The organism is Delftia sp. RIT313 (assembly GCF_000632165.1).
GTDB lineage: Bacteria > Pseudomonadota > Gammaproteobacteria > Burkholderiales > Burkholderiaceae_C > Comamonas > Comamonas acidovorans.
On the sequence record NZ_JFYT01000031.1, the window covers coordinates 91607 to 110732 of the forward strand.

General features: G+C 63.9%; 20 protein-coding genes and 4 tRNA genes. 6 read left to right on the forward strand and 18 right to left on the reverse strand.

The window, feature by feature from the left end; translation table 11 throughout:
* Positions 1–132: 132 nt before the first annotated feature.
* Together BW39_RS05975 and BW39_RS05980 are read left to right on the forward strand one after the other, a co-directional pair.
* Positions 133–837, forward strand: coding sequence for a glutaredoxin family protein (locus BW39_RS05975; RefSeq protein ID WP_043820512.1), 705 nt, complete (start codon positions 133–135; stop codon positions 835–837).
* A 40-nt stretch (positions 838–877) separates the two neighbouring features.
* A complete protein-coding gene (locus BW39_RS05980; RefSeq protein ID WP_235264157.1) occupies positions 878–1252 on the forward strand; it encodes a hypothetical protein in 375 nt (124 codons plus the stop codon).
* Positions 1253–1273: 21 nt separating this feature from the next.
* Here the strand turns inward: BW39_RS05980 and rpiA are convergent, their stop codons facing one another.
* Entirely contained in the window at positions 1274–1966 is a 693-nt protein-coding gene (gene rpiA / locus BW39_RS05985; protein WP_013802217.1) for a ribose-5-phosphate isomerase RpiA, read from the reverse strand.
* 34 nt (positions 1967–2000) lie between these two features.
* Here rpiA and BW39_RS05990 point away from each other — a divergent pair, with 34 nt between their 5' ends.
* Positions 2001–3047 carry a quinone-dependent dihydroorotate dehydrogenase gene (locus tag BW39_RS05990; protein WP_043820515.1) on the forward strand — a complete coding sequence of 349 codons (1047 nt, stop codon included), beginning with the start codon at positions 2001–2003 and terminating at the stop codon, positions 3045–3047.
* A 153-nt stretch (positions 3048–3200) separates the two neighbouring features.
* Here the strand turns inward: BW39_RS05990 and BW39_RS05995 are convergent, their stop codons facing one another.
* The 17 genes from BW39_RS05995 to uvrB form a co-directional block, all read right to left on the reverse strand.
* The gene (locus BW39_RS05995) at positions 3201–3572 is read right to left on the reverse strand and encodes a hypothetical protein (RefSeq protein WP_043820518.1); all 372 of its coding nucleotides are present in this window, start codon (positions 3570–3572) and stop codon (positions 3201–3203) included.
* Positions 3573–3574: 2 nt separating this feature from the next.
* Complete coding sequence (locus tag BW39_RS06000) at positions 3575–3994, reverse strand: phage holin family protein (protein WP_012205815.1); 420 nt, start codon at positions 3992–3994, stop codon at positions 3575–3577.
* A gap of 8 nt (positions 3995–4002) precedes the next feature.
* Positions 4003–4314 carry a DUF883 domain-containing protein gene (locus tag BW39_RS06005; RefSeq protein ID WP_012205816.1) on the reverse strand — a complete coding sequence of 104 codons (312 nt, stop codon included), beginning with the start codon at positions 4312–4314 and terminating at the stop codon, positions 4003–4005.
* 202 nt (positions 4315–4516) lie between these two features.
* A complete protein-coding gene (locus BW39_RS06010) occupies positions 4517–5617 on the reverse strand; it encodes an NAD(P)/FAD-dependent oxidoreductase (protein ID WP_043820521.1) in 1101 nt (366 codons plus the stop codon).
* A gap of 159 nt (positions 5618–5776) precedes the next feature.
* Positions 5777–5851, reverse strand: a tRNA-Val gene (locus tag BW39_RS06015).
* 37 nt (positions 5852–5888) lie between these two features.
* A tRNA-Val gene (locus BW39_RS06020) sits at positions 5889–5963 on the reverse strand.
* Between the two features lie 37 nt (positions 5964–6000).
* Positions 6001–6075, reverse strand: a tRNA-Val gene (locus BW39_RS06025).
* A 37-nt stretch (positions 6076–6112) separates the two neighbouring features.
* Positions 6113–6187, reverse strand: a tRNA-Val gene (locus BW39_RS06030).
* Positions 6188–6229: 42 nt separating this feature from the next.
* Complete coding sequence (gene dnaQ, locus BW39_RS06035) at positions 6230–6946, reverse strand: DNA polymerase III subunit epsilon (RefSeq protein WP_034394212.1); 717 nt, start codon at positions 6944–6946, stop codon at positions 6230–6232.
* A gap of 10 nt (positions 6947–6956) precedes the next feature.
* A complete protein-coding gene (gene fdx, locus BW39_RS06040; RefSeq protein ID WP_013802212.1) occupies positions 6957–7295 on the reverse strand; it encodes an ISC system 2Fe-2S type ferredoxin in 339 nt (112 codons plus the stop codon).
* A gap of 25 nt (positions 7296–7320) precedes the next feature.
* Positions 7321–9189: a Fe-S protein assembly chaperone HscA gene (hscA, locus tag BW39_RS06045; RefSeq protein ID WP_043820523.1), complete on the reverse strand. Its 1869-nt coding sequence runs from the start codon at positions 9187–9189 to the stop codon at positions 7321–7323.
* An 84-nt stretch (positions 9190–9273) separates the two neighbouring features.
* Complete coding sequence (gene hscB, locus BW39_RS06050; protein WP_012205821.1) at positions 9274–9792, reverse strand: Fe-S protein assembly co-chaperone HscB; 519 nt, start codon at positions 9790–9792, stop codon at positions 9274–9276.
* A 117-nt stretch (positions 9793–9909) separates the two neighbouring features.
* Complete coding sequence (iscA, locus tag BW39_RS06055; RefSeq protein ID WP_012205822.1) at positions 9910–10233, reverse strand: iron-sulfur cluster assembly protein IscA; 324 nt, start codon at positions 10231–10233, stop codon at positions 9910–9912.
* 1 nt (position 10234) lies between these two features.
* Complete coding sequence (gene iscU / locus BW39_RS06060; RefSeq protein WP_012205823.1) at positions 10235–10633, reverse strand: Fe-S cluster assembly scaffold IscU; 399 nt, start codon at positions 10631–10633, stop codon at positions 10235–10237.
* Between the two features lie 43 nt (positions 10634–10676).
* The gene (locus BW39_RS06065) at positions 10677–11897 is read right to left on the reverse strand and encodes an IscS subfamily cysteine desulfurase (protein WP_012205824.1); all 1221 of its coding nucleotides are present in this window, start codon (positions 11895–11897) and stop codon (positions 10677–10679) included.
* 135 nt (positions 11898–12032) lie between these two features.
* Positions 12033–12569, reverse strand: a complete 537-nt coding sequence (iscR, locus tag BW39_RS06070; RefSeq protein ID WP_012205825.1) for a Fe-S cluster assembly transcriptional regulator IscR — start codon at positions 12567–12569, stop codon at positions 12033–12035.
* Between the two features lie 225 nt (positions 12570–12794).
* Positions 12795–14882, reverse strand: a complete 2088-nt coding sequence (gene uvrB / locus BW39_RS06075; protein WP_043782068.1) for an excinuclease ABC subunit UvrB — start codon at positions 14880–14882, stop codon at positions 12795–12797.
* A gap of 128 nt (positions 14883–15010) precedes the next feature.
* On the opposite strand from uvrB, the gene BW39_RS06080 reads away from it, so the two are divergent.
* From BW39_RS06080 to BW39_RS06090, 3 genes are all read left to right on the forward strand, one after another.
* Positions 15011–16207: an amino acid aminotransferase gene (locus BW39_RS06080; protein WP_012205827.1), complete on the forward strand. Its 1197-nt coding sequence runs from the start codon at positions 15011–15013 to the stop codon at positions 16205–16207.
* 193 nt (positions 16208–16400) lie between these two features.
* The gene (locus tag BW39_RS06085; RefSeq protein WP_043820524.1) at positions 16401–17399 is read left to right on the forward strand and encodes a CoA transferase; all 999 of its coding nucleotides are present in this window, start codon (positions 16401–16403) and stop codon (positions 17397–17399) included.
* A 332-nt stretch (positions 17400–17731) separates the two neighbouring features.
* On the forward strand, positions 17732–19126 hold a 1395-nt coding region (locus tag BW39_RS06090; protein WP_043820526.1), incomplete at its 3' end, for a diguanylate cyclase domain-containing protein.

Here is a 19126-nt window from a genome sequence, read left to right on the forward strand (position 1 = left end):
CCACATCCTGTGGCTCCAGAAGATGGCCCAGGATGAATGGCACGCTATGCTTGCAGGCACTCCTGTGCGGGCATCCATCCGACGAGTGGTGGCCCCCGGCACGAAACCCTTCTTCCGAAACCGAGATCGTCCATGCAGTCTTCTACCAGCCTTGGCCGCGGCGCCCTGCGCCACCTGATGCCATGCCTCGCCCTCGCCTGCCTTGCCGCCGCACTGCCGGCCGGTGCGCAGCAGGTGTACCGCATCGTCGGCCCCGATGGAAAAGTCACTTTCTCGGACCGCCCGGCCCAAAGCGCCCAGCAGCAGGCAGCGCCTGCCGCCCCTGCCGCCCCGTCAGTCGCGGGCACCGCTGACAGCAATGCCAACCTGCCCTATGCGCTGCGCCAGATCGCAGGCCGCTTTCCGGTGACGCTGTACACCTCATCCGACTGCGCGCCCTGCGACAGCGCGCGCCAGTTGCTCCAATCCAGAGGCATTCCCTATGCCGAACGCCTGGTGCAGACCGAGGCGGACGCCGCTGCCCTGCAAAAGCTCAGCGGCCAGAACAGCCTGCCGTTTGCCACCGTTGGCAAGCAGTTCCTGAGCGGCTTCTCGTCCAGCGAATGGACCCAATACCTGGATGCCGCTGGCTATCCTGCGACCTCGCAACTGCCTGCCCAGTACAAGCGGCCATCGGCACAGCCATTGACCCCGCCTACGCCCGCTGCATCGGCGGCGGCATCGGCCCCCGCAGCAGCCCCCGCCGCTGCCGAGGACCCGGGCAGCCGGCGCACCCCCATGCCCGCCCCAACGCCTGGTGCACGCACCAACGACAACCCCGCAGGCCTGAGCTTCTAGGCAAGCGCCTGCCGCAATCAGGAGCCCGACAGTGGATTCCATGCTGTCCGATGTGGTCTGGACCATGGGAAGGCTTGCCACGCTTGTCGGCCTGCCCGCGCTCATCGCGTGGACCCTGGTTGCAAGGCCTTCATGGCGCGAGCCTTTCAGGCTGGCCAGCCTGGCGCTGGTGCCCTGCCTGATCACGCTGTGGTTCATGCATGACGGAGGCCTGGGCAATGGCCTCAACCGTCTGGCCTACTACATGGCGACGGCTGCGTTCCTTGCCATCTACACGGGGCTGGCGGCCATCGCCCTGCTCATGCAGCGCCACAAAAAACAGCGCGCGCAAGCTTCGTTGCGCGCGCTGTGCCTGGGTGCATTGGCCCTGCTCGCGTGGATCACAGGCGCCGTGGCGTTCGAGAGCCTCGGCTAGCCGAGGCCGGAAGGCCTTCGCTCAATAGTTGAGCGTCTGCACGCCCTCGGGCGTGCCCAGCAGGCAGACCGATGCCTTCTGGTGCGCAAACACTCCCACGGTCACCACGCCAGGCCATTGGTTGACGTCGGACTCGAAGGCCAGAGGCTCTGCGATCTTCAGGCCGCGCACATCAAGAATGTGCTGGCCGTTGTCCGTCACCAGGGGTACGCCGTCCTTCATGCGGATCTCGGCGCGGCCACCCATGGCCTTGAAACGGTTCGCAATCTGGGCAGCTGCCATGGGAATCACCTCCACAGGCAGCGGAAAGTCTCCGAGTACCTCGACGCGCTTGGAGGCATCGGCAATGCACACAAAGCGCTCGGCCAGCGCAGCGACGATCTTCTCGCGCGTCAGCGCGGCGCCGCCGCCCTTGACCATGTAGCCGCGGCCGTCGATCTCGTCAGCTCCGTCGATGTAGACCGACAGGCTGGCGACTTCGTTGGCATCCAGCACCTTGATGCCCAGCGCCTTCAGGCGCTCGGTGCTGGCCACGGAACTGGACACGGCGCCCGGGATCTGGTCCTTGATGGTGGCCAGTGCATCGATGAACTTGTTGACCGTGGAGCCGGTGCCAACGCCGACGATTTCGCCGGGCACCACATAGGCCAGAGCGGCTTGCCCGACCAGGGCTTTGAGTTCATCTTGGGAAAAAGAGGCAGCAGATGTCGTCATGAGGGAAAATCCAGGTAATCCTTTGATTATCCCCATGTCTCTGATCCCCTACGCCCTGACCCGTCCCTTTCTCTTCGGCATGGACCCCGAATCCGCCCACGATCTCACGATGAACCTGATGGCAAAGGGGCAGAACACGCTCCTGCAGCAGGCGTGGGCACAGCCCATGGTGAATGACCCCGTCGAGCTTGCCGGCCTCAAGTTCCCCAACCGCGTGGGCATGGCAGCGGGTCTGGACAAGAATGCACGCTGCATCGACGCGCTGGCCGCCATGGGCTTCGGCTTCGTCGAGGTGGGCACCGTGACGCCCCGCCCGCAACCGGGCAACCCCAAGCCGCGCATGTTCCGCATTCCCGAACGCAATGCGTTGATCAACCGCCTGGGCTTCAACAACGAAGGCCTGGATGCCTTCCTGAGCAACGTCAAGCGCTCGCAGGCCCGCGCCCAGGGCAAACCCATGCTGCTGGGGCTGAACATCGGCAAGAACGCCACCACTCCCATCGAAGACGCCACCAGCGACTATCTCAAGGCGCTGGACGGCGTGTACCCGCATGCCGACTACGTGACGGTGAACATCAGCTCGCCCAACACCAAGAACCTGCGCGCCCTGCAAAGCGACGAAGCGCTGGACGCCCTGCTGGGTGCGATTGCCGAACGCCGCGAGCAACTGGCCACGCAGCATGGCAAGCGGGTGCCAGTGTTCGTGAAGATCGCACCCGACCTGGATGAAGAGCAGGTCGGCGTCATCGCCGCCACACTGCAGCGCCATGGCATGGATGGTGTGATCGCCACCAACACCACGATCAGCCGGGAAGCCGTCAAGGGCCTGCCCCACGCGCAGGAAACGGGCGGCCTGTCCGGTGCGCCGGTGCTGGAGGCCAGCAACCAGGTCATCCGCCAACTGCGTTCCGCCCTGGGCAGCCGCTACCCCATCATCGGCGTGGGCGGCATTCTCAGCGGCGAAGATGCCGTCAGCAAAATCCGCGCAGGCGCCGACGTGGTCCAGATCTACAGCGGCCTGATCTACCGAGGCCCTGCCCTGGTGCCCGAGACCGCACGCGCCATAGCCCAGCTGCGTTGAGGCCCGTGCCAGACAGGTGGCTGGCTGGCCATTTCGAGCCAAGGCAGCTGAGCCAAGACACCACCCAGCCAGTGCTGGCGCACTGAACGCTGAACGCGAAAACGCCCGGCATGCCGGGCGTTTTCTTTGGGAGAGAAGCAGGCTTCTCGGCCCTCAACCCCTGCGCTGCTGCCAGCGCAGGATCAAGGGCATGACGGTGGTGCCGAATCGCAGCAGCTTGCGCGGGCCCACCATCAGTGCGGCACCGGCCGCCACGGCCACGGCCACGGGATGCAGGCGCGCAAAGGTGATGGCACGCTCCACCAGCGGTGCATCGGGCTGCACATGCGTGGCAGAGCGGCTCAATGCCCGGGCCTGGGCCACGGCCGCAGAGCGCGCCTTGAGGCGCTCACGTTGCTGGGCAATGCGTTGCATCACCTGCTGCTGCTCAACGGTGGATGTGACCCAGAGCTCCGCATTGGGCCCCGTGGGCGCGGGTGGCGTGACAGCGTTGCGGGACGGGGAAGCGTTGGAAGCATCGACCATGGCTACAGCCTCTTCTTCAGCGCCTGCCAGTCCTGGCTCAGCTCGTTGCGGGTAAGGATGAAGGGGCGGGCCAGGCGGCGCACAGCAGCAAGCAATTGCCACAGGGCAATGGCCCAGACCGCCAGCCAGCCACCGCCCACCAGCCAGCCCACCAGCACGCGGTGCTCGGTGTCCCAGAACTGCACGAGCAAGGCCACCGACAGCGTGAGCATGACCACGACGCTGAGTCCAGCAAGCGCAATCAGCAGCACGACCACCGTCTGCATGCTGCGCTTGTGCTCGGCCCATTCAAGCCGCGCGAGGTCCGTGCGGTCTTCTGCGGCAATGGCCAGCTCGATCACGGAAGCGCGCCAGCGCGCAACCCAGGCATCCAAACCCAGAAGGGAAATCCAATTCACAGGCATCCTTTTCTGGTCAGGCATGCCGTTGATCAGCGACGACCCAGCAGGAAGCCCAGCAAGGCGCCCATGGCAAGGGCAGCGCCTGCGACGCGCCACGGCTCATCGTGGGCGTAGCGATCGGCAGCGTAGGCGGCATCCTTGGCCTGGCGGGCCGCTTCCTGCGCCGCACGCACCGCGGACTCACGCACATTGGACATGCCATCATCGATACGCTGGCGCAGCATATGGATTTCCGGCACGGCATCCAGCTCCTTGGCGGACAGCAGACCACGCAGGTCACCGACCAGTTTTTCAAGATCGGCTTGTGCGGTGGAGACGGTGTCAGTGATCGATTTCGTCATGATGAGCCTTTCTATTGAGGTGAAAACAAATACAGCGGGGAGCAGGCAATCATGTCGCCCGATACCTGTCACGCAACATGGGCACGGCCCTTGTTACATGCAAGCATCTTATCCAATTGTTCCCGGGCTTCCGGGAAGCGAGGGGGCCTGAGCCTTGTCAGACAAGGCCTGCCGTGGCCGTGTGTCGTGAACCGGCAGATCCTCAGGCCAGCAATTGCACCACGTGCGCGCCAATGGCCAGGCAGCTGGTCAATCCCGGTGACTCGATGCCCAGCAGCTGCACCACGCCCGCAACGCCGTGGGTCTGAGGCCCCTGAATCACGAAGTCTGCGGCGGCCTCGCCGGGGCCGCTGATCTTGGGGCGGATGCCGGCGTAGCCGGGCACCAGCGCGCCATCGGCCAGACCCGGCCAATACCGGCGGATCTCTGCGTAGAAGGCATCGGCGCGCACGGGATCGACCTGCAGATCGCCTGGGCTCTCGACCCACTGCACATCGGGGCCGAACTTGGCCTGGCCACCCATGTCCAGCGTGAGATGCACGCCCAGGCCCGCCGCCTCGGGCACGGGATAGATCAGGCGCGAGAACGGTGCCCGCCCGGACAGCGTGAAATAGTTGCCCTTGGCATAGAAGGCCTGCGGAACAAACTGCTGCGGAAACCCCTGCAAACGGGCCGCCAGCAATGGCGCATGAAGACCTGCCGCATTGACCAGGGTGCGGGCCGTCAGTTCCGTACCATCGGCCGTGCGCAGCCACACGCCGCCTGGACGGATGGCTGCCTCCTGCACCTCGGCATGGCAGACCACCATGCCGCCTGCGTTTTCGAGATCGCCCTGCAGGGCCAGCATCAGTGCGTGGCTGTCGATGATGCCGGTGCTGGGGGAGTGCAGTGCCGCCGCACAGTGCAGCGCGGGCTCCATGGCACGTGCCTCGGCGCCTTCAAGCCAACGCAGGTCGTGGACGCCATTGGCTTCGGCCTTGCGTGCAATGGTCTGGAGCTGTCCGCGCTGCGCCTCATCCGTTGCCACGATGAGCTTGCCGCATCGCTGATGGGCAATGCCGCGTTCACCGCAGTAGGCGTAGAGACGCTGCCGGCCTTCGACGCACAAACGGGCTTTCAACGAACCTTCGGGATAGTAGATGCCGGCGTGGATGACCTCGCTGTTGCGCGAGCTGGTGCCCGTGCCAATGGCTTCAGCCGCCTCCAGCACCATGACCTCCCTGCCCTGCAACGCCAGCGCCCTGGCCACCGCCAGCCCCACCACGCCCGCACCCACCACCACGCAATCGACCTGTTCGCTCATCTTGTCTGCCCTTTCGCCGTCCAGCAGCCGATTATCAGACGACGTCAGACACAAATGCGCCACAGATCATCTGGACGCATTGGAATTTCCAGGGCCTGAAAACCATGCACCGAGCGGAAATGAAAAAGCCCTCCTGAACAGATTTCAGGAGGGCTTGATTGGTGGGTGATACATGGATCGAACATGTGACCCCTGCCGTGTGAAGGCAGTGCTCTACCGCTGAGCTAATCACCCGCGAAGCCAGCTGCTAGGCCAACTTCTTTGGAAAAAATGGTGGGTGATACATGGATCGAACATGTGACCCCTGCCGTGTGAAGGCAGTGCTCTACCGCTGAGCTAATCACCCGCGAAGCCGGCTGCTAGGCCAACTTCTTTGGAAAAAATGGTGGGTGATACATGGATCGAACATGTGACCCCTGCCGTGTGAAGGCAGTGCTCTACCGCTGAGCTAATCACCCGCGAAGCTGGCTGCTAGGCCAACTTCTTTGGAAAAAATGGTGGGTGATACATGGATCGAACATGTGACCCCTGCCGTGTGAAGGCAGTGCTCTACCGCTGAGCTAATCACCCATATGTCGTTACTGCGACAAGACTTAGATTATGTCATAACTTCTAGGACTGATTTTCGAAGCCGCGCCAAATTGTCTTGCCGCCGCTCGATTTGTCCATCTGCACCATCACATCCTCGTGTGCGGCCAGCTCCTGATCATTGGCGTGCACCACGCGCAGCTTGAAGCTGGCCAGATCCACCTGCGCCACGACCAGCCCACCCTCGGACTGGACAGGCTCTTCCGCCATCAACAGGGCTTCCTGGCCCCGCGTGAGGTTGATGTAGACATCGGCCAGCAGCTCAGCATCCAGCAAGGCGCCGTGCAGCGTGCGCCCGGAGTTGTCCACCTCCAGGCGATCGCACAGCGAATCGAGCGAGTTGCGCTTGCCAGGGAACATCTCCTTGGCCATGACCAGGGTGTCGATGACCCCGCTCACGCACTGGCGGATCGGCGGGCGGTTGGCGAGCTCCAGCTCCTTGTTCAGGAAACCCAGGTCAAAGGGCGCGTTGTGGATGATGAGCTCGGCGCCCTGCAGGTACTCCCAGATCTCCTCGACCTTGTGCTCGAAGCGCGGCTTGTCCTTGAGGAATTCGGTGGTGATGCCGTGCACGCGCAGCGCGTCCGGATGGCTGTCGCGCCCCGCATTGAAATACAGATGCAGGTTGTTGCCGGTCAGCTTGCGGTTGACCATCTCCACGCAGCCCAGCTCGATGAGCCGGTCACCGTTGTCGGCTGACAGGCCAGTGGTTTCAGTGTCGAGAATGATTTGACGCGACATGTGCTGGCCCTCAGTGGTTTTCCTTGGCGTGATTGAGCGAGTACTTGGGAATTTCGATGGTCACGTCCTCGCGTGCCAGGATGGCCTGGCAGGACAGGCGGGACTGCGGCTGCAGGCCCCAGGCGCGGTCCAGCAGGTCTTCCTCCTCTTCCTCGGCCTCGTTCAGCGAGTTGTAGCCCGCCTTGACCACCACATGGCAGGTGGTGCATGCGCAGCTCATGTCGCAGGCATGTTCGATCTTGATGTTGTTGTCCAGCAGGGCCTCGCAGATCGAGGTTCCGGCGGGCGCCTCGATTTCGGCACCCTGGGGACAGTATTCGGCGTGGGGAAGTATTTTGATAACGGGCATGACGGATCTGCTGTCGGATCAGAAATCAGGAAAGGGATTGCACGCTCTTGCCGGCCAGGGCCTGCTGGATGCTGCGGTTCATGCGCTCGGCGGCGAAGGACTCCGTGCCCTTGGCCAGCGCTTGTGTCGCGGCCTCGATGACGGCGGCATCCTCTGAACCCACGCTGGCGCGCAGGGCGTCGATCAGCGCATCGATGGCTGCGCGCTGGTCCGCGGCGAGCACATCGCCATCGGCCTGCAGAGCGCTTTCGGTGGCCATCAGCATGCGATCGGCGTCGACACGCGCCTCCACCAGTGCGCGGGCCTGCATGTCCTGCTGGGCCGTGGCAAAGCCGTCCTGCAGCATGCGGGCAACCTCGTCGTCCGACAGACCGTACGACGGCTTGACATGGATATGGGCCTCGACGCCGCTGGTCTGCTCCTTGGCGCCTACCGACAGCAGGCCGTCGGCATCCACGGTGAAGGTCACACGGATGCGGGCTGCGCCGGCCGCCATGGGCGGGATGCCGCGCAGCTCGAAACGCGCCAGGCTGCGGCAGTCCGCCACCAGGTCGCGCTCGCCCTGCACCACATGGACGGCCAGGGCCGTCTGACCATCCTTGTAGGTGGTGAAGTCCTGGGCACGGGCTGTGGGAATGGTCTCGTTGCGGCTGATGATTCGCTCGACAAGGCCGCCCATGGTCTCCACGCCCAAGGACAGAGGAATCACGTCGAGCAGCAGCATGTCGCCGCTGGAGCTGTTGCCAGCGAGCTGGTTGGCCTGGATGGCGGCCCCCAGCGCGACGACTTCGTCGGGGTTGAGATTGATGAGAGGATCGCGCCCAAAGAACTCGGCCACGGCCTCGCGCACCTGGGGCATGCGGGTGGAACCGCCGACCAGCACCACGCCCTGCACTTCGTCGCGCGCCAGCCCTGCGTCCTTGAGCGCGCGGCGCACGGCCGCCAGCGAACGTGCCGTCAGATGGGCCGTGCTCGCATCGAAATCGCTGCGCTTTACATCGAAATGCACAGCGCCGGTAGACAGCTCGGCCGTGAGCGTTGCGACCTGTGCCTCCGTCAATGCCTGCTTGCAAAGGCGTGCCGCCATGCGCCAGCGGGCCTTGTCCTCGGCCGTCTGGGGAACCACGCCGGTCTGCTGGGCCACCCACTCGGCCAAAGCCGCATCGTAGTCGTCACCCCCCAGGGCCGAATCGCCGCCAGTGGAGACGACTTCGAACACACCCTGGGACAGGCGCAGGATAGAAATATCGAAAGTGCCGCCACCCAGGTCGTAGACGGCGTAGACGCCTTCGGAGCCGTTGTCCAGGCCGTAGGCAATGGCTGCAGCCGTGGGCTCGTTGATCAGGCGCAGCAGGTTGATGCCGGCGAGCTTTGCCGCATCCTTGGTGGCCTGGCGTTGTGCATCGTCAAAGTAGGCGGGCACGGTGATGACGGCGCCATGGATGTCGTCATTGAAGGTGTCTTCGGCACGGAAACGCAGCGTGGCCAGGATCTCGGCACTGACCTCCACGGCTGTCTTGGTGCCATCGACGGTCTCGATCCCGATCACGCCACGGCCGGCCTCCTGCTCCGCAAAGCGGTAAGGCAGCTTTTCCGGCGAATCGATGTCAGCCAGCGTGCGGCCCATGAAGCGCTTGGCCGAGGCAATGGTGTTGCCCGCATCGGTAGACAGTGCAGCCTGGGCGGCGTGGCCGATCTCACGACGGCCCTGGGGCAGATAGCGCACGACAGAAGGCAGCAGCACTCGGCCCTGGTCATCCGGCAGGCATTCGGCCACGCCATTGCGGACAGCGGCGACCAGCGAATGCGTGGTGCCCAGGTCGATGCCCACGGCAATGCGCCGCTGGTGGGGATCGGGAGACTGACCGGGTTCGGAAATCTGCAAAAGCGCCATGAAAATACTCGGGGAAATTGCAGGTCCGGGCCGGCCGGCCTGCCTTGTGAATGAGGGTCTCTCGTGGGAGGTGCGGATCGCGGGTTATTGTCCCAGTTGATCGCGGCGACGCTCTATGTCCTGCGCAAATCGCGCAACAAACATGAGGGCTCTGACCTGCTGCACAGCCGCCTGCGCATCGTGCAGTTCGTCCAGCTGACGACCGCATTCAGCCAGCATGCTCTTTCTCGCCTGCAGCACCTCGTCGTCCAGCGCATCCAGGGCGGCCTCGTCCTGCGCCTCTTCCAACGCCTCGCGCCACTCCATTTGCTGCATCAGAAAGGCGGTGGGCATGGACGTGTTGTCCTCAGCACGCACGGGTGCACCCAGCAATTCGCAGAGATACGCTGCGCGCCTGAGTGGTTCTTTCAACCGCTGGTAGGCCTCGTTGATGCGCACCGACCATTGCATGGCCACGCGCTGCGCGGCGGCTCCCTGCGAAGCAAAGCGGTCAGGGTGGGCCTCGCGCTGCAACTCCTTCCAGCGCGCGTCAATGGTGCTACGCTCCTGCGCAAATTGGCGCGGCAGCGCAAACAGCTCGAAATCGTCCGATTGCAGGTTCATGTCGATAAAAAGCCGCCAGCACCGAAGCGAAGGCGGCCTCTTGAGGGAGTAGAAGAAATCAGGGCCTGCCGGGCATGCCGCCAGGCCACAAAGGCCCGGCCACCCGGCAGATACCGGTCAGATGCGAAAGCTCTCGCCGCAACCGCAGCGATCACGCTCGTTGGGGTTGTGGAACTTGAAGCCTTCGTTCAAGCCCTCACGCACGAAATCCAGCTCCGTGCCGTCGATATAGGCCAGGCTCTTGGGATCGACCAGCACCTTGATGCCGTGGTCCTCGAAGATCACGTCCTCGGGCAATTGCTCGTCCACATACTCCAGCTTGTAGGCCAGGCCAGAGCAGCCCGTGGTCTTGACCCCGAGGCGCACGCCGATACCCTTGCCGCGGCGCGACAGGTAGCGGCTCACGTGGCGTGCCGCAGAATCGGTCAGCGAGATCGCCATATCAGGCGGCCACCACCGCAGTGCGCTTGGCACGGTAGTCATCGACTGCTGCCTTGATGGCATCTTCGGCCAGGATGGAGCAGTGCACCTTGACGGGAGGCAGAGCCAGCTCTTCGGCGATCTGGCTGTTCTTCAGCGCAGCCGCCTCATCCAGCGTCTTGCCCTTGACCCACTCGGTCACCAGCGAAGACGAGGCAATCGCGGAACCGCAGCCATAGGTCTTGAAACGCGCGTCCTCGATGACGCCGGTTTCGGGGTTGACCTTGATCTGCAGCTTCATCACGTCGCCGCAGGCAGGAGCGCCGACCATGCCGGTGCCTACCGATTCGTCGTTCTTGTCGAACGAGCCCACGTTGCGGGGATTTTCGTAGTGGTCTACCACTTTGTCGGAATAAGCCATGATGTCTACCTCTTCAATACTTGATTCGCGTGCCGGCCAATGCTCAGTGAGCCGCCCATTGGATGGTGCTGAGATCGATGCCGTCCTTGAACATCTCCCACAGCGGGCTGAGTTCGCGCAGCTTGACCACATTGGTGCGGATGGTGCTGATCGCGTAGTCGATTTCCTCTTCGGTCGTGAAGCGGCCGATCGTCATGCGCAGGCTGCTGTGCGCCAGTTCGTCGCTGCGGCCAAGTGCACGCAGCACATAGCTGGGCTCCAGGCTGGCCGACGTGCAGGCCGATCCCGAGGACACCGCCAGACCCTTGATGCCCATGATGAGCGACTCGCCTTCGACGAAGTTGAAGCTCATGTTCAGGTTCTGCGGCACACGGTGCTCCATGCTGCCGTTGATGAAGACCTGCTCCAGATCCTTCAAGCCGTTGAGCAGACGCTGCTGCAGCGCGTAGGCCTTGGCGTTGCTTTCAGCCATTTCTTCCTTGGCAATGCGGAAGGCCTCGCCCATGCCGACGATCTGGTGCGTAGGCAGCGTGCCCGAGCGCATGCCGCGCTCATGGCCACCACCGTGGATCTGAGCTTCCAGACGCACACGTGGCTTGCGGCGCACATACAGGGCACCCACGCCCTTGGGGCCATAGGTCTTGTGCGCGGTCATGCTCATCAGGTCCACCGGCAGCTTGGACATGTCGATCTCCACGCGGCCCGTTGCCTGCGCGGCATCCACATGAAACAGGATGCCCTTTTCACGGCACAGCGCGCCGATGGTGGGAATGTCTTGGATGACGCCGATTTCGTTGTTCACGAAGAGCACGCTGACCAAAATGGTGTCGGGGCGCAGCGCGGCCTTGAATGCCTCGATGTCGAGCAGGCCATCAGGCTGGACGTCCATGTAGGTCACCTCAAAGCCCTGGCGCTCGAGTTCACGCATGGTGTCGAGCACGGCCTTGTGCTCGGTCTTGAGCGTGATCAGGTGCTTGCCCTTGCCCTGGTAGAAATGCGCCGCGCCCTTGATGGCCAGGTTGATGGACTCGGTGGCACCGCTGGTCCAGACAATCTCACGGGGATCCGCGCCGATCAGGTCTGCGACCTGGCCGCGGGCCTTCTCGATGGCCTCCTCGGCTTCCCAACCCCAGGCATGACTGCGCGATGCGGCGTTGCCGAAATGCTCACGCAGCCAAGGAATCATGGCGTCCACCACGCGAGGGTCCACGGGGGTGGTCGCGCCATAGTCGAGATAGATGGGGAAATGCGGGGTCATGTCCATGACTGGCTCTTATCAAGGTTCAGGCTGGCAAAAAAACGGGAAGGCGATGAACTCCGGTGAATCCATCCAGGCGGACAACACCGCGCCACACAGCCATGCGCGGCGGTGCCCTGCCCTCAGGGTGTCAAAAGTCGATCAGGACTTGGCGAAGGCGTTGCCCAGCGCGAATACCGAGTTCGGGGCATTCACACGGATGGGCTTGACCACGGGAGCCGTGGAAATCGCGCGACGCACCACGGGCTTGTCCTCGATCTGGATGCCCTTGGCCAGTTGTTCGTCCACAAGCTTTTGCAGCGTCACGGAATCGAGGAACTCCACCATGCGCTGGTTCAGTGCGGCCCACAGCTCATGCGTCATGCAGCGGCCGGCTTCGCCCAGGCAATTTTCCTTGCCGCCACACTGGGTGGCATCAATGGGTTCGTCCACGGAGACGATGATGTCGGCCACGGTAATGTCGCCAGCCTTGCGGGCGAGCGTGTAGCCGCCGCCGGGTCCACGGGTGGACTCGACGAGTTCATGGCGGCGCAGCTTGCCGAACAGCTGTTCCAGATACGACAGGGAAATCTGTTGCCGCTGGCTGATGGCTGCCAGCGTGACAGGGCCATTGTTCTGGCGCAGGGCCAGATCGATCATGGCAGTGACCGCAAAACGGCCTTTGGTGGTGAGACGCATTACGAGCTCCTTCAGTCAGGCTTGTACGTTACAGAAACACCCGCTCCAGCGATTTGACTGGAGTTGGGCACAGTCTCCGCCCTTACTCCGTCCTGTTCAAAAGGTTCAGAGCCCTTCTTTTCATCGAAGTTTTTGTTGTTGTTGAGTGTTGACCCTTAGTGTACCACATTCCCCATCAATTTTGTCGGGTAACAGGAGCTAACGGGCTTCAGACCAGGCGCCGCCTCAGGAAACCTGCACGGATGAGCCCCCGAACAGTTGCTCCTTGAGCAGCGCCAGCTGATCGCGCACCCGCGCAGCCTGTTCGAACTCCAGGCTGCGCGCATGTTCGAGCATCTGCTTCTCCAGACGCTTGATTTCCTTGGCCACATCTTTTTCGGACATGTCCTCGACACGCGCTCTTTCGAGCTGATTGGCCTGCAGGCGTTCCGCTTCCTTGCCACTTTTTTCGCTGTAGACACCATCAATCAGGTCTTTCACCCGCTTGACAATCTGCTTGGGTTCGATTCCGTTTTCCTCGTTGAAGCTTATTTGCTTGGCACGGCGGCGCTCGGTCTCGCCAATGGCCTTCTTCATGGACTCCGTGACCCGGTCCGCATACAGGATGGCCTTGCCATGCAGGTTGCGCGCGGCGCGGCCGATGGTCTGGATGAGACTGCGTTCGGCGCGAAGAAAGCCTTCCTTGTCGGCATCGAGGATGGCGACCAGCGAGACTTCGGGGATGTCGAGTCCCTCGCGCAGCAGGTTGATGCCCACGAGCACGTCAAAGACACCCAGGCGCAGATCACGAATGATCTCCACACGCTCCACCGTTTCCACGTCGGAGTGCAGATAGCGCACCTTGACGCCGTTTTCACTCAGGTAGTCGGTTAGTTGCTCGGCCATGCGCTTGGTCAGCGTGGTGATGAGAACACGCTCCGTGCGTTCGACGCGCAGGCGGATTTCCTGCAGCACGTCGTCCACCTGATTGGTGGCCGGGCGTACTTCGATTTCAGGATCGATGAGGCCTGTGGGGCGAACGACCTGGTCCACGACCTGGCCCGAGTGGGTCTTCTCGTAGTCTGCCGGCGTGGCGGAGACAAAGATGACCTGGCGCATGCGCTGCTCGAATTCCTCAAATTTGAGCGGCCGGTTGTCCAGCGCCGAAGGCAACCGAAAGCCGTATTCCACCAGCGTGGTCTTGCGCGAGCGGTCGCCGCTGTACATGGCGTTGAGCTGGCCGATCATCTGGTGACTCTCGTCCAGGAACATGAGGGCGTCGCCGGGCAGGTAGTCGGTCAGGGTGCTGGGCGGCTCGCCGGGTGCGGCGCCTGAGAGGTGGCGGGTGTAGTTCTCGATGCCCTTGCAGTGGCCGACCTCGGTGAGCATCTCCAGATCGAAGCGTGTGCGCTGCTCCAGGCGCTGGGCCTCGACCAGCTTGCCGTCACCCACCAGTTGCTTGAGCCGCTCGGCCAGCTCCAGCTTGATGGTTTCCACAGCGGCCAGCACCTTGTCGCGCGGCGTGACGTAGTGGCTGCTGGGGTAGACGGTGAAGCGCGGAATGCTCTGGCGCACGCGGCCCGTCAGCGGGTCGAACAGTTGCAGGCTTTCGACCTCGTCATCGAAAAGTTCGATGCGTATGGCCAGCTCGGAATGCTCGGCGGGGAAGACGTCGATGGTGTCGCCGCGCACGCGGAACTTGCCCCGGCTGAAGTCCTGGTCATTGCGCTGGTACTGCATGCGGATCAGTTGCGCGATGACGTCGCGCTGGTTGATGCGGTCGCCGGTGCGCAGCGTCATGATCATGCGGTGGTAGCTTTCGGGCTCCCCAATGCCGTAGATGGCCGATACCGTGGCGACGATGACCACGTCGCGCCGCTCCATCAGGCTTTTGGTGCACGACAGCCGCATCTGCTCGATGTGCTCGTTGATGGCGCTGTCCTTTTCGATGAACAGGTCGCGCTGGGGCACATAGGCCTCGGGCTGGTAGTAGTCGTAGTAGCTGACGAAGTATTCGACGGAGTTCTTGGGAAAGAACTCGCGGAATTCGCTGTACAGCTGCGCTGCCAGCGTCTTGTTGGGCGCGAAGACAATGGCCGGGCGACCCAGGCGGGCGATCACGTTGGCCATGGTGAAGGTCTTGCCCGAGCCCGTCACGCCCAGCAGGGTCTGGAAGGATTCGCCGTCCTGGATGCCTTCGACCAGCTTTTCAATGGCGGCAGGCTGATCGCCGGCCGGCGGATAGGGCTGGAACAGCTCGAAGGGGGAGTCCGCGAAATGCACGAACTGGCCGGAGGCCTCAGGTGCTGGAGAGGAATCAGAGACTTCGTGCATGACGTGGGTTCGCAAAAGTGAGTATCGGCCGGCGAGATCGCTAGAATTCATGGGTTAACCCGAAAGCCTACCGTAGCTTGGGGCTAGCCGCGTTTTTTCCACCTCCCAAGACATCCCAAGGACGCTTCATGTCTCTGTTTACCGCCGTCGAAATGGCCCCCCGCGACCCCATCCTGGGTCTGAACGAGCAGTTCGCTGCCGACACCAACCCCAGCAAGGTGAATCTGGGCGTGGGCGTGTACTTCGACGACAACGGCAAGTTGCCCCTGCTCGAATGCGTGCAGGCCGCCGAGAAGGCGATGATGGACAAGCCCACGGCCCGCGGCTACCTGCCCATCGACGGCATCGCTGCCTATGATGCCGCAGTCAAGGGCCTGGTGTTCGGCGCCGAGTCCGACGTCGTCAAGTCCGGCCGCGTGTCCACGGTGCAGGCCATCGGCGGCACCGGCGGCCTGAAGATCGGCGCCGACTTCCTCAAGAAGATCAGCCCCGCCGCCAAGGTGCTGATCTCCGACCCGAGCTGGGAAAACCACAAGGCCATCTTCACCAATGCAGGCTTCGAAGTGGGCACCTATGCCTACTACGACGCAGTCAACCGCAAGGTGAACTTCGAAGGCATGCTGGCCGACCTGAACGCGGCCGCCGCCGGCACCATCGTGGTGCTGCACGCCTGCTGCCACAACCCGACCGGCTATGACATCACGGCCGAGCAGTGGGACCAGGTGATCGCCGCCGTCAAGGCCAAGGGTCTGGTGGCCTTCCTCGACATGGCCTACCAGGGCTTTGGCCACGGCATTGCCGAAGACGGCGCCGTGATCGGCAAGTTCGTGGCCGCCGGCCTGAACATCTTCGTCTCGACCTCGTTCTCCAAGAGCTTCAGCCTGTACGGCGAGCGCGTGGGCGCGCTGTCGGTGGTGGCCAACGACAAGGAAGAAGCGGCCCGCGTGCTGAGCCAGCTCAAGATCGTCATCCGCACCAACTACTCCAACCCGCCCACCCATGGTGGCGCCGTGGTGGCCGCCGTGCTGAACAACCCCGAGCTGCGCGCCCTGTGGGAAAAGGAACTGGGCGAGATGCGCGTGCGCATCAAGGCCATGCGCCAGAAGCTGGTTGATGGCCTGAAGGCTGCCGGTGTCCAGCAGGACATGGGCTTCATCACCACCCAGATCGGCATGTTCAGCTACTCCGGCCTGAGCAAGGACCAGATGGTGCGCCTGCGCACCGAGTTCGGCGTCTACGGCACGGATACGGGCCGCATGTGCGTGGCCGCGCTGAACAGCAAGAACATCGACTACGTCTGCCAGTCGATCGCCAAGGTGGTCTGACCCCCACCCCGGCTGCCCGGCCATGCGCCGGGTTTGCAGACATGCCGCCAACGGTGCATTGCCCTGGCGGCATTTTCTTTTTCCGGGCGGCTTTTGCATCCTCACCGTCCGGTATGCGCCAGGCCCTGGGAGGCATGGGTGCGATCATGCGTGCAGTTGAAACACCGAATGCACAACGAGACGCTCCATTCCCATGCCCGATCACGCGCCTCCTGAACCCATTGCGCTACACGCGCCCCTCTCATCTTCCCCCACCAACGGGCTGCCTTTGTCGGGCGTGCGCATCCTGAGTCTGGCCCTGAATCTGCCCGGCCCCGCCGCCCTGATGCGCTGTGCCGCCATGGGCGCGCAGTGCAGCAAGCTGGAGCCTCCGTCTGCACAGCCAGCTGCGACCGGTGCGGCCGGTACAGCCGGTGTGGCCGGTGCAGACCCGATGGCGCACTACAGCCCGCAAGCCTATGCCGACATGCACCAGGGCGTTGCGGTCTGGCAGGCACAGCTCAAGAGCGAGGAAGGACAGGCGGCGCTGCACGATGCGCTGGATGCGGCCGACATCCTGCTCACCTCGTTCCGCCCCGCCGCACTGGCCAAGCTGGGGCTGGACTGGCCGTCGCTGCAGCAGCGCCATCCGCAGCTGTCGCTGGTGCGCATCGTCGGCAGCGCGGGAGCCCTGGCCGATGTGCCGGGCCATGACCTGACCTACCAGGCCGAGGCGGGGCTGGTACAGGGCGGCGCCATGCCACCCAGCCTGTTTGCCGACATGGCCGGTGCGCTGATGGCCAGCGAAGCCGTGCTCAAGGCCTGGCTGCTGCGCCAGCGCAGCGGCCACGGCAGTCTCCAGGAAACAGGCCTGGCCCAGGCCGCGCAGTGGCTGGCTTTGCCCTGGCATTGGGGCCTGACCCGGCCCGATGGCGATGTGGGCGGCGCGCACGCAGGCTATCGCGTCTATGCCTGCGCCGATGGATCGGTGGCCGTGGCGGCCCTGGAGCCGCATTTCGCGGCCCGCCTGTGCGCCGTGGCGTCGGTGAATGGCGATGGCAGCATCGCCAGCATGCGCAGCCCCGCCATGCATGCAGCCCTCCAAGCCTTCCTGGCCCCCTTGTCCTGCGCCGAGCTGGCAGACCTGGCCGCGCAGCACGATCTGCCCCTGCACCCTCTTCCCGGCCCACCCCAGGCACCACCTCGCTTGTAGGCGGACACCTAAAAGCACCACCTGCCCGCAGCCTACAAGCCGCGCAGGTCATGGCTGGCCGCCGCATGCGGGCATGCTGCGGCCAATGACCCTCTTTACCGTAATAGCCCGCTCCTCTTAAATCGGAGTTGCGCATACAACCGGACAACCCGAACACATCTGGAAACACCCATAATCGGCTTATCTGGAGGCAGCCCCATGGTTCGAGAACATCCATCAACCGCCCGGATATCCGGGACGCGTCAGCCACCCAGCCATACGGCGCCAGTTCTGCGGCGCATTGGCGCCAGCGCCTGAGCCGCCCACACGGCCAACCCTCCCCTGCTCCACCCATGCAAAGCCAGCCCCCAGCCCATGTGCCGGTACTGCAGCTGGTGCAGCGCATCTGGCCCCTGGTGCTGGTGGTCGTGGTGCTGGTGGTCATGGCCAGCGGCAGCCTCTACCTTGTGTCTGCCGTGCGCGCCTTCGTGGCCGGAGAAAGCCTGTGGTCCAAGGCACAGAAGGACGCCATCTACGCCCTGAGCCGCTATGTGGACAGCGGCTCGGCGCGCGACATGGCGCGCTTCGAGCAGGCCATGGCCATTCCCGCGGGCGACTGGCAGGCGCGCATGGCGCTGGACGATGTACCAGCCAGGGTCAAGGATGCGCGTGCCGGCATTCTTCTGGGAGGCAACCACCCTGACGATGCCGAGGCGCTGATCTGGCTCATGCAGACCTTCCGCCATGTCGAGCTTCTGGAAGAGCCTTATCGCTACTGGAAACAAGGCGATCAGTACCTGCAGCAACTCGACAGGCTGGCCCAGGAGATAGAGCAGCGCCACGCCGTGGGCAGCGTCAGCGCCGAGGACGCCATCACCTGGAAGCGCGAGATCGAGCAGATCAACGCCGGCGTCACACCGGCCACCCAGCAGTTCAGCGCCTCGCTGGGCCGCAGTTCACGGCAGATGGTGATGTGGCTGCAGGGCATCCATCTGGTGCTGGGTGTGGCGCTGATCCTGGTGGCGCTCTGGCATACGCGGCGCATGCTGCAGCAGCGCCAGCAGGTGCAAAACGACCTGCTGACGGAAAAGGAAAGGGCCCAGACCACGCTGGCCTCGCTGGGCGACGCCGTGATCACCACGGACGCCCAGGGCGTGGTGGACTATGCCAACCCCGCCGCGCTGGGCCTGCTGGGCAGCAGCGAACAACAGCTCAAGGGCCAGCACCTGGCCAAGGGCCTGCATTTCAACAGCATTGACACTACCCAGACCGCGGAAAGCCTGCTGGCCCATTTGCTGTCGGGCCAGCAACTGCGCGAGGAGCACACGCGCTGGCTGCGGCGCCATGACCGCAGCATCGTGCCGGTCAAGCTCATGGGGTCGGCCATCAGCGGCGGCGGGGAGCGCCCGGCCGGTGCGGTGATCGTGCTCAGGGATGTCTCGCGCGAGCAGCAGTATCTGGACCAACTGTCATGGCATGCCAGCCACGACGGGCTGACCGGGCTGGAGAACCGCGTCGAGTTCGAGCGCCGGCTGCAGCGCCTGCTCAACCAGGGCCAGCACAGGCTGCGGCCCTCGGCCGTGCTGTACATGGACCTGGACCAGTTCAAGCTCATCAACGAGACCTGTGGCCACCCGGCGGGCGACGAGATGCTGTGCGAGGTCAGCCGCCTGCTGCTGCACAACCTGCGCGAGACCGACACCCTCGCGCGGCTGGGCGGAGATGAATTCGGCGTTCTTCTGGAGAAC